This window comes from Parafrankia sp. FMc2 (assembly GCF_041008525.1).
Classification (GTDB): Bacteria; Actinomycetota; Actinomycetes; order Frankiales; family Frankiaceae; genus Parafrankia.
Map to the genome: position 1 here is coordinate 1 of NZ_JBFLUG010000057.1, position 15,405 is coordinate 15,405.

General features: G+C 73.3%; 17 protein-coding genes and 1 pseudogene. 8 read left to right on the plus strand and 10 right to left on the minus strand.

From position 1 onward, the window contains the following. The 7 genes from AB1460_RS19760 to AB1460_RS19790 all read right to left on the minus strand — a co-directional run. The coding region (locus AB1460_RS19760) for a hypothetical protein (protein ID WP_368963145.1) at positions 1–496 on the minus strand (496 nt) is incomplete at its 3' end. A 785-nt stretch (positions 497–1,281) separates the two neighbouring features. After that, complete coding sequence (glpR, locus tag AB1460_RS19765) at positions 1,282–3,234, minus strand: gephyrin-like molybdotransferase receptor GlpR (RefSeq protein WP_368963146.1); 1,953 nt, start codon at positions 3,232–3,234, stop codon at positions 1,282–1,284. Positions 3,235–3,868: 634 nt separating this feature from the next. After that, positions 3,869–4,501 carry a GNAT family N-acetyltransferase gene (locus AB1460_RS19770; RefSeq protein ID WP_368963148.1) on the minus strand — a complete coding sequence of 211 codons (633 nt, stop codon included), beginning with the start codon at positions 4,499–4,501 and terminating at the stop codon, positions 3,869–3,871. Continuing rightward, entirely contained in the window at positions 4,498–5,151 is a 654-nt protein-coding gene (locus AB1460_RS19775; RefSeq protein WP_368963150.1) for a MogA/MoaB family molybdenum cofactor biosynthesis protein, read from the minus strand. The genes AB1460_RS19770 and AB1460_RS19775 overlap by 4 nt, the downstream gene beginning before the upstream one ends. Beyond that, complete coding sequence (moaC, locus tag AB1460_RS19780; RefSeq protein WP_368963151.1) at positions 5,148–5,639, minus strand: cyclic pyranopterin monophosphate synthase MoaC; 492 nt, start codon at positions 5,637–5,639, stop codon at positions 5,148–5,150. Before moaC ends, AB1460_RS19775 begins: the two co-directional genes overlap by 4 nt. Further along, the gene (glp, locus tag AB1460_RS19785; protein WP_420497320.1) at positions 5,636–6,952 is read right to left on the minus strand and encodes a gephyrin-like molybdotransferase Glp; all 1,317 of its coding nucleotides are present in this window, start codon (positions 6,950–6,952) and stop codon (positions 5,636–5,638) included. Before glp ends, moaC begins: the two co-directional genes overlap by 4 nt. A gap of 500 nt (positions 6,953–7,452) precedes the next feature. Beyond that, positions 7,453–8,589: a UTP--glucose-1-phosphate uridylyltransferase gene (locus AB1460_RS19790; protein WP_368963153.1), complete on the minus strand. Its 1,137-nt coding sequence runs from the start codon at positions 8,587–8,589 to the stop codon at positions 7,453–7,455. A gap of 541 nt (positions 8,590–9,130) precedes the next feature. Between AB1460_RS19790 and AB1460_RS19795 the strand changes: the two genes are divergently transcribed. Together AB1460_RS19795 and AB1460_RS19800 are read left to right on the plus strand one after the other, a co-directional pair. After that, the gene (locus AB1460_RS19795; protein WP_368963155.1) at positions 9,131–9,955 is read left to right on the plus strand and encodes a 5-formyltetrahydrofolate cyclo-ligase; all 825 of its coding nucleotides are present in this window, start codon (positions 9,131–9,133) and stop codon (positions 9,953–9,955) included. Between the two features lie 91 nt (positions 9,956–10,046). Next, positions 10,047–10,406: an FmdB family zinc ribbon protein gene (locus AB1460_RS19800; RefSeq protein WP_368963157.1), complete on the plus strand. Its 360-nt coding sequence runs from the start codon at positions 10,047–10,049 to the stop codon at positions 10,404–10,406. A gap of 781 nt (positions 10,407–11,187) precedes the next feature. On the opposite strand, the gene AB1460_RS19805 is transcribed toward AB1460_RS19800, so the two are convergent. Then, positions 11,188–11,418: a hypothetical protein gene (locus tag AB1460_RS19805; protein WP_195905215.1), complete on the minus strand. Its 231-nt coding sequence runs from the start codon at positions 11,416–11,418 to the stop codon at positions 11,188–11,190. A gap of 78 nt (positions 11,419–11,496) precedes the next feature. On the opposite strand from AB1460_RS19805, the gene AB1460_RS19810 reads away from it, so the two are divergent. After that, the gene (locus AB1460_RS19810; protein WP_368963158.1) at positions 11,497–11,814 is read left to right on the plus strand and encodes a hypothetical protein; all 318 of its coding nucleotides are present in this window, start codon (positions 11,497–11,499) and stop codon (positions 11,812–11,814) included. Positions 11,815–12,064: 250 nt separating this feature from the next. Then, the gene (locus AB1460_RS19815) at positions 12,065–12,211 is read left to right on the plus strand and encodes a hypothetical protein (RefSeq protein WP_198541875.1); all 147 of its coding nucleotides are present in this window, start codon (positions 12,065–12,067) and stop codon (positions 12,209–12,211) included. Positions 12,212–12,253: 42 nt separating this feature from the next. On the opposite strand, the gene AB1460_RS19820 is transcribed toward AB1460_RS19815, so the two are convergent. After that, positions 12,254–12,592 carry an alpha/beta fold hydrolase gene (locus tag AB1460_RS19820; RefSeq protein WP_368963187.1) on the minus strand — a complete coding sequence of 113 codons (339 nt, stop codon included), beginning with the start codon at positions 12,590–12,592 and terminating at the stop codon, positions 12,254–12,256. A gap of 130 nt (positions 12,593–12,722) precedes the next feature. Here AB1460_RS19820 and AB1460_RS19825 point away from each other — a divergent pair. The 4 genes and pseudogenes from AB1460_RS19825 to AB1460_RS19840 form a co-directional block, all read left to right on the plus strand. Further along, positions 12,723–12,971 (plus strand): annotated as a pseudogene (locus tag AB1460_RS19825) (amidase family protein); the annotation flags it as partial. Positions 12,972–13,221: 250 nt separating this feature from the next. Next, a complete protein-coding gene (locus AB1460_RS19830; protein WP_368963188.1) occupies positions 13,222–13,467 on the plus strand; it encodes a hypothetical protein in 246 nt (81 codons plus the stop codon). A gap of 197 nt (positions 13,468–13,664) precedes the next feature. Further along, a complete protein-coding gene (locus AB1460_RS19835; protein ID WP_368963159.1) occupies positions 13,665–14,261 on the plus strand; it encodes an STAS domain-containing protein in 597 nt (198 codons plus the stop codon). A gap of 117 nt (positions 14,262–14,378) precedes the next feature. Further along, positions 14,379–14,786, plus strand: a complete 408-nt coding sequence (locus AB1460_RS19840) for a metal-sensitive transcriptional regulator (protein ID WP_368963160.1) — start codon at positions 14,379–14,381, stop codon at positions 14,784–14,786. A 46-nt stretch (positions 14,787–14,832) separates the two neighbouring features. On the opposite strand, the gene AB1460_RS19845 is transcribed toward AB1460_RS19840, so the two are convergent. Beyond that, positions 14,833–15,339, minus strand: a complete 507-nt coding sequence (locus AB1460_RS19845; protein WP_368963161.1) for a MarR family winged helix-turn-helix transcriptional regulator — start codon at positions 15,337–15,339, stop codon at positions 14,833–14,835. Between the last annotated feature and the right edge of the window lie 66 nt (positions 15,340–15,405).

The following is a 15,405-nucleotide window of genomic DNA, read 5'->3' on the forward strand; positions in this document are numbered from 1 at the left end:
TGTGTTTAAGTGACTGGGGCTGGCGGGGTCTGGGTGGGCGTCGTGCCTCGACGGCAGTCGTGGCCAGGCCGGCGGCCACCAGCATGGTGTCGAAGATGGCGGCTGCCTCCGTCGCGGGGAGCAGCCCGGCTTCGTGGTTTCGCCAGCCGCGGGTCTCGGCACCGTCCAGCACGATCTCGATGTCGGGCTCGGGATCGGCGCCGGCCGCGACGAAGACCAGGCGGCCGCCGGCAGGGATCTCACGGTCCCGCAACGGCCGGTTCTCCCACAGCTCCAGCGACTCCTCGGGGGACCAGCTCTCGTCCCGCAGCGGCGTCTGCCAGGCAGCCCGCCCCGGCCGGTAGACGTGGAGGCGGATGCGCACGCCGCGGCAGCGGAAGTGCAGGCCGGTGCCGTCATGGGCGACGGCTTTCATGTCGACGGGAATGCCGCTGCTCGCCGGGCACGTGACGAATCCCCGGTCCCGGAGCCGGGCGAGCCATGATTCGAACGTCAAGGCGGGGTCTCTCCTCCTGCCGCGGGCCGCTCCGGCCCGGCGCCGCCACTGCCCCGGCCGGCCGCCGAAGCAGGCCCGGACAGAGGACGGGGCGGGGGCACCGGGCGCGGGCGGGCCCCGACGGCACGACATCGGGACGCGCGGACGCGCGGACGCGCCAAGGACCGAACGCGCTGAGATACGGGCGGAGCTCACGGCGCGCGGTGCTCGGCACCGCGCAGCTCCGGGACGGCACGTGATCACGCTCCGGCTACGGCCGGCGCGACCCGGCTGGCTTCAGCCTGGGCGCTGGTTCGCTGGGCGGAACGTGATCCGGAGGCCCCTCACGCCCTTGCCCGACCGACGGAATCCGTCCGGGCGACGCCGGGCGGCCGATCTAGGCGGAACGCGGCGTCAACGGGCGCGAGGGCAGGGACAACACCGCGGGCAGGCAGCCGTCAGCTCCAGACGCCGGAAGCCGGCGGAGGAAGCGGACTGCAAGCGGAGTGTCACCAGGCCATTATGCACGCGGACACGACCGGCGGGCGCCAGGCGGCGGGCACCCGACACCCCGCATGATCACCCTCGTTGCCTCCACCTGGGGCGCCCCGACCCGGGGTCCGCTGACTGACCTGACTGTGACGAGAGTCATGCGGCCGGGTACAGCCGGACGGGGTGAGTCGGGGGGGTGAACGACGCGGGCCCGCGGGTGGTCCGGACGGGCGGTTGACGCGGATGACGGGCGGGCCGGACGGGCGCTCGGCGTGGACGGGCCGTCCGGAAGCGGGGCTGGCCGCGACCGTCCGTCAGCTGCCGACCGCGTGGCGGCGCAGCAGTGTCTCGAGCTCGTCCGGCGCCTGCTCCTGGGCCGACGCCTGCGCCGCCGGCTTCCCGGTCTCGGCCGCGGGCGTGGCAGTGGCCTCGGTGGCAGCGGGCTGGATCAGGCCGCCGTGCGTGCCGGGCGGATGAACCTGGACGCGACCGGGGCGCGAGGTGTTCGGGCGGGCGCCGGGCCGCGGCACAGGGCGGACCGCGCCGCCGGGGCGGTAGGTGCTCCCGCCGCTGGCGGCAGGGGCGGTCCCGTGCCCGGTCCCGCCGCTCTCTGCCCCGCTCTGCGCGCCGGCGGCGTACTCGTAGTAGGCCGCCTGCTCGACGTCGCCGGCGTGCCCTGCGTACCCGGTGTTGTCCTGCGCCGCGTATCCGGCCTGCTCCGCGTGGGCAGCCGGCCCGGCCTGCTCGACGTAGCCAGCCTGCACGACGTACTCGGCGTACTCGGCCTGCTCGGCGTACTCGGGCTGCACCGCGTACTCGGGCTGCACCGCGGGGTCCGCAACCGGGTCGGCTTCGGCGGTGTACTCGACGGGGTCCGCCCGGACGTACTCGACGTACTCCACCCGGCCCATGTGGTCGCCGTGTCCGGGGTGCTCGCCGTACTCCGCGTAGGCGGTGCGCAGCACCGTCTCGCCGGTGTAGGGGTCGCCCGCCTCCGGCTGGGGGACGGCCACCGCCCCCGAGCCGTCACCGGCGGCCTCCGCATAACCAGCCTCCGCATAACCAGCCTCGGCGTAGTCCGCCGCCGCGTAGTCCGCCGCCGCATAGTCGGCTTCCGGGTAGCCGGCGACAGCTGCGTGGTCGGACTCGTCGTAGCCCGTGTCCTCCTCGTAGCCCGTCTCCCCGTCATGCTCGGTGCCGATGGTGTAGCCGCCGTCCGCGGCGGCGTCCAGGTGGTCGAGCGGGTCGTGGTGGGGGACGCCGTCATCGTCCGCGTCCTCCTCCGCCGAGCCGGCGCCGTAGGACGCAGCGGCCCCCTGGGAGCGATCGACGAGGGCGCTGAGGTCGACGGTCTCGGCACGCGCATGGGCGAGGTCCTCGGCAGTCAGGCTCTCGTCCGTGCCGCCGGCGGAGAGCCGCACCGGCTCGTACTCGGCACCGCGGTTCGTCCCGCCGCGGCCGGACCGCTGCGCGCCGTGGCCGGCGCCGCCGGACCAGCCGCGGATTCCCCCACGGGCCCGGGCGGCCCGGTCGGCGGCAATGCGGCGGTCCAGCGCGGCCCTGGAGCGCACCAGCCGGCGGTGGGCCTGGGCGGACCGGCGCAGGTGCAGCACGTAGCCGGCTGTCGCGGCGTCCATGATGATCTGCACGACGATCCACATGCCGCCGAGGGTGGCGGCGAGGATGGCGCTGACCGGCAGCGCGACGAGAAGCATCAGCAGCCGCTGCCGGCGCAGCCGGACGAGCCCCGCGTGCTCGGCCTGCACCGCGCGGACCGCCCGCTCGGCGGAGACCTTACGGAGGGCTCCGGACCTCGGTCCGAACAGGCGAGGGGCCTCCCCTGGCTCCTCGTAGGTTCCCGTCTCGTCGGACTCTCCGGCCGGCGCCGGCGCGGACGTCCCGGCTGCCGGTGGCACCGGCGCCGCGGCATGCGACTGGGCGGTCTCCGGCGCAGGGCTCGCAGGGCTCGCCGGGCCCACGGCGGCCCCGTCCGCCCCGGCCTGCCCGTCGCCCGGTCGTTCACCGGAGCGCGAATGCGCCATCCCTGTAGCCTCCTGTGGCCCCATCGCCGGGCCCTCCGACGGGGCCCCCCGGGTCAGCGGGCTCATCCCGCCGCGCTGGGAACCGCGCCGGGAGAGCACCCGCATCGCGGCGGAGAAGCGGTCCGCGGACCGCTGTTCCACCGCGGAGTCATGGTGACGTAGCCACATCGGGATGAGGACGAAGCCCCAGACAGCGACGATCGCGAGCCAGATGATCGCACTCACGCGGTCACTCTCCGCAATGCCGCCAGGGCGTCGTCTGGTGATCGGACGTCCTGCGGGCGACGCACATCGGCACCGGCTCCGGCGGGGCGACTCGCCGGGCGGCAGGCAGGAGCGGATCTGGTCCCCGCCCGCCCGCCGCGAACCAGGCGCGGATCAGACGCGCCGGGCGCGGGATGCGCGAGCGAACGGACCATCTCCGATGCCTCTTCTCGATGTCGTCGTTTACGATTTCGTGCTCGACGCTAGTGAGCGGAATGCGCGCGGTCACCGACCGGAACCCCGCGTGTCGCACTCGTCGGCGAGGTTCGCCGGCCGGCTGACTACTGTCAATGCGAGGGGGCACCGATCCGGGCCAGGCGATATCACCACCCCGCCCGCATGGCCCCCACCACGAACACCCAACACCGGGCAGCCAGGTCGCCGGGGCGTTCTCGTCAGCCCTGGAGCCCGCGGAGGCTTACCGAAGCCGGGGCGTTGTTGCGGGGAAGTGTGGCCGGAGGGTGTCCGGGAGAAGCCCCGCCGGCTGCCGGGACAGTACGGAGCGCGGTTCGAGGACTGGTCACGGCGGGACCATCGGCACCCGCCGGTCGGACGCAGGCCCCGCCCGCGTGGCGCTTCCCGAGCCTCGGGAGCTTCAGGAGGAGGCCGAACGGGCGAGGTTCCAGCGCGCCAGCAATCCGTCGGGGACGTCCTCGGTCGTCAGCGCGTAGCAGATATGGTCGCGGTACTCGCCGTCGATCGCGAGATATCTGCGGTGCAGACCCTCCTCGCGGAAGCCGAGCTTCACCAGCATCCGGCGGCTCGCCGCGTTCTCCGGCCGCACGTTCGCCTCCAGCCGGTGCAGGCCCACCGGCCCGAAACAGTGGTCGGTGACGAGGGCCAGCGCGGTCGGGGCGATGCCCTGCCCGGCACATGCACCATCGATCCAGTAACCGACGTGGCCACTGTTGAAGGCGCCGCGCACGATCGTGGAGACGGTGAGCTGCCCCACCAGGCGGCCGTCGAGGGCGATGACGAAACCCAGCGCCGAGCCGGCCCGGGACTGCGCCCGCAGCCGGTGCATCATCTGCATGTAGACACCGACGGTCTGGCGCTCGTTCCAGGTCGCTCGGATGGGCGGTGACCCGGGCCGGGTGGCCTCCCAGGGCGCGAGCCAGTCCGCGTTCCGGGTGCGGACCTCGACCCAGGCTCCGGCGTCGCGCAGCCGCATGGGACGGACGACGACGTCGTCATGACGCAGAACCGCCGGCCAGCCGGGAGCACTCACCCGGCACCATCCCCCGCCGCGGAAGCCCGCCCGGAAGGGGGGAGGTGCCCGGCGCCGGAGCCGCTGGGGCCAGCGTGGCTCGGGTCGGCGTGGCTCGGGTCGGCGTGGCTCGGAGCGGCGTGGCTCGGAGCGGCGTGGCTCGGAGCGGCGTGGTCGGTGTCGCCGCGCAGCTGGGCGATCGCGTGCGCGACGACCGGGGCGAGCACACCGATCCCGTCCCGGACACCGCCGGTCGAGCCGGGCAGGTTCACGACGAGCGTGGCCCCGACGGTGCCGGCCAGGCCGCGGGAGAGGACCGCGGTCGGCACCTTGTCCCGCCCGGCGGCGCGCAGCGCCTCGGACAGGCCGGGCAGTTCCCGCTCGAGCAGCCCGCGGGTGGCCTCCGGTGTGACGTCCCGCGGCCCCAGCCCGGTGCCTCCCGTGGTGACCACCAGGTCGGTGCCGGCGTCCGCGGCGGCGCGGATCACCGAGGTGATCTCGGCCTGCTCGTCCGGGACGATGACCGCGGCGGGCACAGCGAAACCGAGCGCGGCCAGCGCCTCGACGAGCAGCGGCCCGGAGCGGTCCGGGTAGACGCCGCGATGGGCCCGGTCGGAGACGGTGACCACCAGTGCCCGGGCGCCGGCCGGCGGCACCGGCGGGCCGGTCACCGGCCCCCGCCGCCGCGGTGCCAGTCCCCCGTCTTCCCGCCGGTCTTGGCGACGACCCGAACACCGGTGAGCTCGGCCTCCGGATCGACGGCCTTGATCATGTCGTGCAGCGTCAGGCCGGCGACGGCGACGGCGGTGAGAGCCTCCATCTCCACCCCGGTCCGGTCCGTGGTGCGCACGGTGGCGGTGATGTCCACACCGTCGTCCAGCACGGTCAGCTCGACCTTCACGCCGGAGACCGCGATCGGGTGGCAGAGCGGAACGAGGTCCGGGGTGCGCTTGGCCCCCATGATCCCGGCGATGCGGGCGACGGCCAGCGCGTCTCCCTTGGGGACCCCCTCGCCGCGCAGCAGTTCGATGACGGCCGGCGTGGTCAGCAGCCGGCCCGCGGCGGTGGCCGTGCGCGTCGTCACGTCCTTGGCGGAGACATCCACCATCCGGGCCGTGCCCCGCTCGTCGACATGGGTGAGCCGCGCCTGGTCGGTCACCCGAGGCCCTCACCGCGGCGGGACCCGCCCGGGTGGGAGCCGTCGCTCTCCTGGGCGCCGGCGCCGGGCCCGGCCCATTCGGGGTCGGGCAGCAGCAGCGCGGGCAGCCTGGTGCCTGCGGACACCTCGGTGACCTCCTCAGGTACGACGAGCAACGCGTGGGCCGACGCCAGGCCCGACAGCTGGTGAGCGCCCTGCCCGCCAGCGGACGTCGCGACCAGTTGGCCGGAGTCGTCGCGCTCAAGGCGGACCCGGGGAAAGGTACGCTTTCCCGACGGTGAACGCATCGCTTCACCCACCGTCACGGTGACCGCGCCGGGGTGTGTATCCCCCACAAGGCCGGTTTCCGGTTTGCCGGTGGTCTTCCACGGCACCTGGGCGGCCAGGGGGGTGACGTGGGGTACAAGCCCACGCATCCGCCGCAGCGCGGGGCGGACAAAAAGTTCGAAGGACACCAGGGCACTCACCGGGTTCCCCGGCAGCGTGAACACGGGCACGCCGTTCATGACCCCGAATCCCTGCGGTTTGCCGGGCTGCATCGCGATGCGCTCGAACCGCATGTCCGCGTACCTGCTCAGGACCTGCTTGACGACATCCCGGTCACCGACGCTGATCCCGCCGGTCGTGACGACGACGTCCGTGCTCTTCAGCAGCACCTCGAACGCGGCGGCGAACTCGTCGGGGTCGTCGGAGACGCCGTCGACCCGGCGGACGATCGCCCCCGCCTCGTGCGCGGCGGCAGCGATCGCGTGGCTGTTCGAGTCGACGATCTGGCCGGGGCCGAGCGGGGTGCCGACCTCGACGAGCTCGCTCCCGGTGGACAGGACGGCCACCCGGGGTCGGGGGTGGACGGCTGGCCGGGCGACGTTCACCGCGGCCAGCAGACCGATCTGCGCGGCGCCCAGCACCGTGCCGGAGGCGAGGACGAGATTGCCGGGCGCGATGTCCTCGCCGGCGCGGCGGATGTGCAGCCCACGCCGGGGGGCCTGGTGGATCCGCACGGTCCCGGTGCCGCCGTCGGTCCACTCGAGCTGGACGATCGTGTCGGCGCCGGCCGGGAGCGGGGCCCCGGTCATGATCCGCGCGACCGTGCCCGCGAGGAGCGGTCCCGGCCGCACCGGGCCGGCCATGATCTCGTCGGAGACGGTCATCGTCACCGGCGCGGCCTCGCTCGCGGCCGCCACCTCGGCGGCGCGCGCCGCATAGCCGTCCATCGCCGAGTTGTCGAACCCGGGCACAGCGACTGTTGCCCGGACGTCGGCAGCCAGCACGCATCCGTGCGCCTCCCGGAGCACGGTCCGGCGCGGGGCCATTGGTACGATTGCGTCCAGAATGTCCGAAGCGTGCTGGTCTACCGTTTTCACGTGCACCGTCCGTTCTTTGCACTTCTGTTCTGGCCGGTCATCCTTCGCGTCAGCGGTGAGCGGGACAGCAGGACATCACGGCTGTCGGGATGGGCTCCGCCAGCCGTTCACCCAAGGGGCATTTCCCGGCCCTGGTCAGACGCCGGGCAGGCGCGCTTCCATGGCCCCACACAATTGCGCACGAAGATGCCCGACCAGTCTGCCCGCCCGTGGCAATGCTCTCCGGCAAGGGTCCACCGGAACGCGGTCCCGATCGCATATCCGGAAGTGCGCGGTCACGTCTTGTCAACACCTGCTGGTCACGGGCCGTCAACACCTCCTCAGCCCCCTGACACCGCCAGCACGGAACCGGTGCGGACCCGGCCCGGCCCGGCCCGCTGCCGTGGCCCGCGGGCGGCGGGGTGGGCCCGCGGGCAGGGGGGCATCGTCAGGCCTCGAACCGGGACGTCTCAGGCCTCGGCCTTGGGCCCGCCGGCGGCCACGTACTCCTCGAGCCACGGGTAGAAGTCGGGCCCCAGGTCCTGGCGCTCACTGGCCAGCCGGACGATCGCCTTGAGGTAGTCGAGCCGGTCCCCGGTGTCGTAGCGGCGGCCGGTGAACACGACGCCGTGCACGGGCACGGCCGCGTCCGGGTCGTCGCCGGCCTGCTCCGCCAACATCCGCAGGGCGTCGGTGAGCTGGATCTCGTCGCCCCTGCCAGGCGGCGTCGACCGAAGGACGTCGAAGATCTCCGGCGGCAGCACGTAGCGCCCGATGATGGCCAGATTGCTCGGTGCCTCGTGCACCGGCGGCTTCTCGACCAGGTCGGTGATGCGAACCGTCCGGTACCGGGCGGACGAGCGGCTCGCCGGGTCCACCGACTCCTCGGGACCACGCGGCTCCGCAAGGTGCGGCTCCGCCAGGTGCAGCCCGGACGCGGGGCCGCCCGCGGCCAGGTCCGCCAGGCCCGTCGGGTCCACGAGGCCGGTCGTACCGGCGGTGCTGCCCAGGCCGGCGATGCTGCCCGAGCCGGCGGTACTGCCCGAGCCGGTGCCGCTCGGGTCCGCCCCGACGGTGCCCGCGGCAATCGTGGCCACGCCGTACATGGAGACAGCCTCTTCGGGCACCTCCATCAGCGCCACCACCGCGCCACCGTGCCGCGCCTGCACCGCCAGCATCTCGACCAGCAACGGGTCGCGTTCGTCGATGAGGTCGTCGCCAAGCAGGACCGCGAACGCCTCGTCGCCCACGTGCGCGGCAGCGCAGAGCACGGCATGACCGAGCCCTCGCGGTGACGGCTGGCGCACGGAGTGGACCTCTGCCAGCTCCGCGGACGCACGGACCCGCTGAAGGCGGGTTTTGTCCCCTTTGCGCTCAAGCGCCGCCTCCACTTCGGCCTCTCGGTCGAAGTGGTCCTCGATGGCCTTCTTCGAACGGCTCGTGACCAACAGGACGTCCCGGAGACCAGCCCGCGACGCCTCCTCGACGACGTATTCGATCGCCGGTCTGTCGACGACAGGTAGCATCTCTTTGGGAACCGACTTCGTCGCGGGCAGGAACCGGGTTCCCAGACCCGCGGCGGGAATGACCGCCTTCGTCACCAGCATGGGCGAAACCTTAGTCCGCCAAGGGGTGCCGGAGCACCACGGCACCGGTGCGCTGGGCGTGCCCAACAAACCGCGCGCCGACCGGCCAAAGCCCGTCCCGACGCCCGTCGCCGTGCACTCGTCTCGGCACCTCTCCCGTCATCGCGTCGGCGCGGCGCGGCGCGAGGGTCAGTCGGCGCCGGGGCCCGCCAGCTGATCCACCCCCCACCATCGAGGGGCCTGTACACCACGCTGCGTGTTCGACCGGAGGGTTCTCGCCGACGACATCCGGCACCGTGGTCACCCGTCCGCGCTCGGTTCGTCACGCTCGCCGGACGCCCGCCGACACGTCTGGGCGGGGCCGGCGGGTCAGCGTCGAGCAGGCCCCCACGTGTGGGTCGATCACGGTACCGTGAGGCCTTCGCCAGTGGAGATGTCACGCCGATGGCGCCCGGGCGGATCATCATCCGCCGCCCGGACACGCGCGGAAGCGGGGCACCCGAGGGCTCGGGGGACGGGGCCGGCCGGCCTCGGGCGACCGATGCCCGCGCGGAGGGTGGGGATGGCTGTGACCGGAGGTACCGTCACCAGCAGTGACGTGGTGGGCCGGTCCGGCTCGGAGCAGAACGCGCCGGGCTCCGCCGCCGGCGCGGCCTCCCTCGGGGTGCCCGTCCGAAGTACGGGGCACCTCGGCACGCCGCCTCTCGACGCGTCCTCCTCCGCCGGCGGCTCCGCCGCGGGCAGGTCCTCCGCCGGGCCTTCCTCCGTGGGAGCGACCTTCATCACGGCATCCTCCCCGGAGGCGTCCGCCGCCGGAGCGGCGGAGGAACGGCCACGCCCCAAGATCGCGCTGCGCAGGCGGCTGCTCGCGCTGCGCCGAGCAGGCGTCCTGCCGGATCCGGCGGTCCTGACCGAGCGGGTGCTGGCACTGCCCGAGGTGGCCCGGGCCACCTGCGTGGCGGCCTACGTCGGCATGACCGACGAACCGGACACGACCGAACTGCTGGCCCGGCTGCGGGCCCGAGGCGTACGGGTCCTGTTGCCGGTCGTGCGGGCAGACCTCGATCTGGACTTCCGCGAGTTCGGGGGCACCCTGGTGCCCGGCGCCATGGGCACCCGCGAACCACCACCGAGCGCCACCCATGTGGAGCTCGGGGAGGCGGATGTGATCATCGTCCCCGCCCTTGCCGCGGACGAGACCGGGAACCGCCTGGGCCGTGGGGGCGGCTCGTACGACCGCGCCCTGACCAGGACGGCCCCCGCCACTCCGGTGATCGCCCTGCTCCACGACCGGGAGATCCTCGGCGACGTGCCGGCGGAGGCCCATGACAGGCGTGTGACGATCATTGTCACGCAGTCCAGAACCGTCCGCCCGGCCTCGCTGTGACCCCCGAGCCGGCATTCCGGAAGCCATCAGGCGCTCTCAGGCGTTAGAGTTGGCAGTCCCTACCGCCGAGTGCCAACTTCGGGAGGAGTCCGTGCCGACCTACCAGTACCGCTGCACAGCCTGCGGGCATGATCTTGAGGCCGTGCAGAGCTTCAGTGACGCGGCACTGACCGAGTGTCCTGCTTGCACGGGCCAGCTTCGGAAGGTGTTCAGCTCCGTAGGCCTCGTCTTCAAGGGCAGCGGTTTCTACAAGACCGACAGCCGTTCGGGATCCTCCTCGGGAGTCCCGGCCCGGCCCAAGGAGTCGTCGACGAGCTCGTCCGACGGCGACTCGTCCAGCAAGAGCTCCGCGTCCGCCGAGAGCAGCACGTCCGGCGGCACGTCGAGTTCGACGTCGTCGTCCGACAGCAGCTCGTCGACGAGCACGGCGTCCAGCACCGCGGCGGCCTGACCGGGCGCTCAGGCTCCCGACACGTCACCCTCCAGCCCCCGGCCACACGGTTCCACGGCCGGGGGCTGTGCCGTGCCCGCGGCACGCGGCAGGGGCACGGCACCGCCGGGCCGCCTCGTCGCTGGGCTCAGCCTGCCGCCGTCATGACACCAGCGCCTGCCGGCCAGCACCGCTCCTGCCCGCCAGCACCCGCCACGCCCCCGACGACGGCCTGCTGACGCGCGTCGCTCCCGCCGGCTCCGCCGACGCCCGCCATCCCTTTTCCGCCCTGCGCGGGCCCGGCACTGATGCCGCTCCGGTACCTCCGAACACCGCCTGCCGAACACCGTCTGCCGAGCGCACCGCCTCGTCATTCCGCGCTGCGGACCAGCGCGGACGCAGAAGGCGATTGACTCAATGAATCTCCCCGTTGCACTTCTCCATGCAATTGCACCAGGGGAAGGGAAGGCGACGCGCCAGCCGGGTGGGCATGGGATCGGTTCCGGCCGGACCACTACGCCTACCCGCCGCGCCTCCGGAGCACGCTAACGCGTCCAGCGCGCACAGCAGGACCCGAATACCGTCAACCTACGGGATCGGAACGGTTTCCTCCGCCTGGAGCGGACCGAAACCCCGCGCAGGCCAGCACCTGCCGGCCGGGTATCGGGCACATTGCCCGTTTCACGTTCCACTCGGTGGGGCACCCGGAAGCCCACGCCTGCAGCACATCCGGATCGCCCGGGGAACCCGGGCCGACTCGGCCGATCGGAGCTGCAGGCACCCCCACCCCTGGGAGGGCTCTCTACTGTTTGCGTCGGCGATAGTGCTCCACGATCCACGCGTCAACCTCACGCTTGCGCCAAACTCTGGTCCCTTTGGCGCCGCTGCCGGCCGGGGCGTTGATGACCTGCAGAGGCTCGGGAAACTTGGAGTCCTTGCGGGTCCAGTAGTCCACGGCCTGTCGCGTGATCTTGAGTTGGAACGCGATGTCCCCGATGCCCACCAACTGCTCACCGTCGTCCACGACGAACATCGTAACCACTTTGCTCTTGCTCAAGAACCTCGCTAGGGTCGTTTTTGCTTTCCGACAAATAATGGTGTGGAGGAAACCATGGCCGCAGCACCCGGCGGACACGACGAGATCGGCCAGCTCATTGACCGTGACGAGGCATACGACGAAGATCCGTGCGGAGACCCTCCGCTGCTGGTAGCGCGCTACCGGGCCTCGCTGCGCGCGGTCCTGGCAGCCAGGCCGGCGCAGCCCGACACACAGGCCCGAGCCTGGACCGGCCAGGAGCACGAGGCCTATCTCGCCGGCGGCCGGGCGACCCTGCGGACGGTCGTCGGCGCTGTGGCGGCGGCCCTCACGGAACACCCGCCGGGGCCCGCCCGGGTGGATCGGGTTACCCGACCGGCGGCGAGCGAGTAGCGGCCGACCCCGACCCGCACCCGACACGGACACGGACACGGACACGGGCATCGACCTGAGCGGCACGATGCCCGTGTCGTCGCACTCCCCTGGCGGCGGGACGCCGGTAGATTGGCCGCCGCCGGCGCCGGACGTGGCCCTCCCGGGCCGACGTCCGACACGACCCGATGGACGGACCGACGGACCGGCGGGTGGCCTGTGAACAACTGCCCGCAGGACAGGGGCCGCCCGGCGATCGAAGGAGATCATCATGGGCCACACGCCGCTGCCCGGCGACGAGCTCCCCAGCGATGAGCGGGAGATCGGCTGGGGCGACGACATCCTGCTCGAGGACGATGCCGACACCGACCTCGCCCGGTTCCTGGAGGACCTGCCGCCGCACCACGTCGACCGCTGACGGCGCCGGCCTCAGCCCCGTCGGTGTCAGCCCCCGTCAGCGTCAGACCGCTGCCGTCGGCGCGGCGGGCCACCCGGGTCCCGCGGCCGCGGCCAGCAGCTCGGCGAACCGCGCGGGCGCGTCGAGGTGCGCCGCGTGGCCGCAACCGGGCAGCACCCGCAGGTCGAACCCGAAGCGGGCACGCAGCACCGCCGCGGCATGATGGCGCACCGGCGGCGACTGCTCGCCCACGGTGATCATGACGGGTGGCGCCCCCGGCGGTGGCGCCGCCGGTTCGAAGCCGAGAAACATGGCCAGGTCACGCTCGACCATGGCCGGGTCGGCCGGCGCGTGCGCCAGACGCCGGCTCGGGCCGTAGAGGCGTAGGCCGAACGCGGCCACATCCACACCACCGCGCGGCGCTGCACAGGGTGACGATGCAGGGTGGCGTGTTCGGCGCCGTCGCGACCTCGGTCTCCGTCCGGGACGCGGTCGCCGTACGGGATCCCCCCGCTCCCCGTTCGACCCGCGGGTGATCTCCGGTGGGTCGAGCTCGGGGTCGGGTGTGGCCGTCGCCGGGGGCCTGGCCACCTTCGCCGTCGGCACCGACACCGCCGGTTCGGGCCGGGTCCCGGCTGCGGCTACGAACACGGTGGGGCTCAAGCCCTCCCGGGGGCTGGTCAGCACGCGGGGGGTCGTGCCCGCGTGCCGTTCGCTGGACTGCCCGAGCGTCTTCGCCCTCTCCGTCCCCGATGCGCACCTTGTGCTGTCGGTGATGAGCGGCTTCGATGAACATGATCCGTACACGCGCCGGTTCCCGGCGTCTCGGCGCCGGGAACCCGCCCACGTCGCCGTTCCGTCCGGTTTCAGGGGGCCGGACGGAACGGGCCGGGTCGAAGAGGCCGCGGTCGCGCCGGCATCGACCTGCTGGCCGCGGGCGGCGCCCAGCTGGTGGAGATCGACCTGGGGGCGTTCCTGGAGGCGGCCGGCCGCTCTACGACGGGCCGTGGCTGGCCGAGCGGTACGCGGCGGTGGAGACGTCTTCCGCGGGCTCACCCACCTGCGGGCGCTGCGGCGGCGCGCGGCGCGCGCCTGGGCGGCCGCCGACATCATCGTGGTGCCGACCGTCCCCACCACCTACCCGGTCGACCTACCCGGTCGACGCGATGCTGGCCGACCCGATCCGGCTCAATGCCCGACTGGGGCGGTACACGACGTTCGCCAACCTGCTCGGCCTGCCGGTGGGCGCTGGAGCCCATCCGCTCCTGACCACCTGAGCCGCGCCGGTCACAGCGTTGACTGGCCGCCCCGCACAGATGCTCGCCACTGTGATCTGCGATACACCCGCTCGAGCTAGAACACAAGGTGACCTTTGGCCTTGGATTCGGTCACCGAAGGGAGCAATACTGATCGAGCCCCGCATCTGAGGTAACCCTCATGCGTCAGCCGTGACATCGCGCCCCTCGGAGGCGACGTGACGCTCACCATCGGCAAGGAAGCCGACACAATCACCACCGCGGCTACGGCTACGGCTGTGTGCGAGCCCGCACTGCGCACACAGTCCCCGCCGCGACCCGCCTGGACGTCCCGTCCGGATCGGGCGGACCGTGCTGACCGGCCGGCCCGGACGGCTCTGACCCCCCGGACGACGCGCACGGCCGGCACCGAACACCGGATCGTCGACGAACACCGGATCGTCGACGAACACCGGGCCGTCGACGAACACCGGGCCGTCGACGACCGCCGGCTGACCGCCGGGCCCCTCGCCACCCGCGTCGAGCTCCGGGAGGAGGGTGCCGTCATCAGCCTCAGCGGGCTGCTGGTCGCCGGCGCCATCGCTGCCGCACGCACCGCGGTGGACCGCGCGGCAGCTCTGGGGCCGCGGCAGATCATCGTCGACCTGGGTGGCGTGCGGGCGATCGATCCGTCCGGCGCGGTGCTGCTGGGCGCGATGAGCCGGCACGCGGCCCGCCGGGGCTGCCTGCTGCACCTGTGCAACGCCGGGCTCCCGGTTCGCCAGGCGCTGACCGACCGAGGAGTGCGGATCGAGGTGCCCAGCACCGCCGACTGACCCCGCCCCGCCCCGCCGTGGCCCGCCGTGGTCCGCGGCCAGCCGGCAGACCTCGACGGTCGCCCCCGATCGCACGTACCGTTAGGGGGTATTTCCGGGTCACGGCGCGGGGTGGCGATGCGGGTGAAGGCCGAAGTCGACCAGGCGGCCGAGGGCCGGTCCGAGAGCGAGCCGGCAGATGCCGGCGCCGCGCCACCGGAGACGCCCCAGCCCGAGCAGGCTGCGCAGCCCGGGCATGCCACCGGGCACGGGTACAGCCCGGCCAAGGCGGAGTACACCGCCCGCCTGCGGCGGATCGAAGGCCAGGTCCGCGGCCTGCAGCGCATGGTCGACGAGGACAAGTACTGCATCGACATCCTCACCCAGGTTTCCGCGGCCACGCGGGCGCTGCAGTCCGTCGCGCTCGGCCTGCTCTCCGATCATCTGGCCCACTGTGTCGCGCAGGCCGTCACCGAGGGCGGCCCCGCCGCCGACGAGAAGATCCGGGAGGCGACCGCGGCCATCGCCCGGCTCGTCCGCTCCTGAGGCAGCCGTCGGTGGTGGGCAGGCCGCCACGCCGCCCAGTACCACGCTAGACGCTGGAGGCCTGGTCAGCGGCACCCTGGTCGCCACCTGCTCGCGGGCGGTCATCAAGGGCCTGGACGAGGTGGCGCAGGGCCGGCAGCGCGGCGACGATCGCAGCCCGGTCCTCGTCGGTCAGGGCCTCCATGGCGGCACCGATCCGCCGCTCGTGGGCCTGCAGCCAGCCGGCGATCGCCTGCTCCCCGGCCGCGGTCAGCCGCAGGGCGGCGGCCCGCCGGTCAGCGGGGTCCCGCTCCCGCCGGACGAGCCCGGCCTCGGCAAGCTGCGCGACCAGGGTCGAGACGGAGTTCGGCGCGAGCCGCAGCAGCCCCGCGATCTCACCGACCCGGATACCGTCCCGTTCGGCCACGCACTGGAGCAGCTCCACCTGGGCCATCGGCAGCGACTCCCACGGAATGTCAGCCCGGACGCTGGTGCGCAGCACCCGCCGCAGGCGTGTGACGACTTCGGTGAGGTTCGCGGCTGTCGCGACGGCGGCATCCTGATCGACGCTCATGACCGGAGAAGGTAGCGCGCGGCGAGGACGACCGGAGCACTGCTCAGGCTGATCTGACCCGGGGTA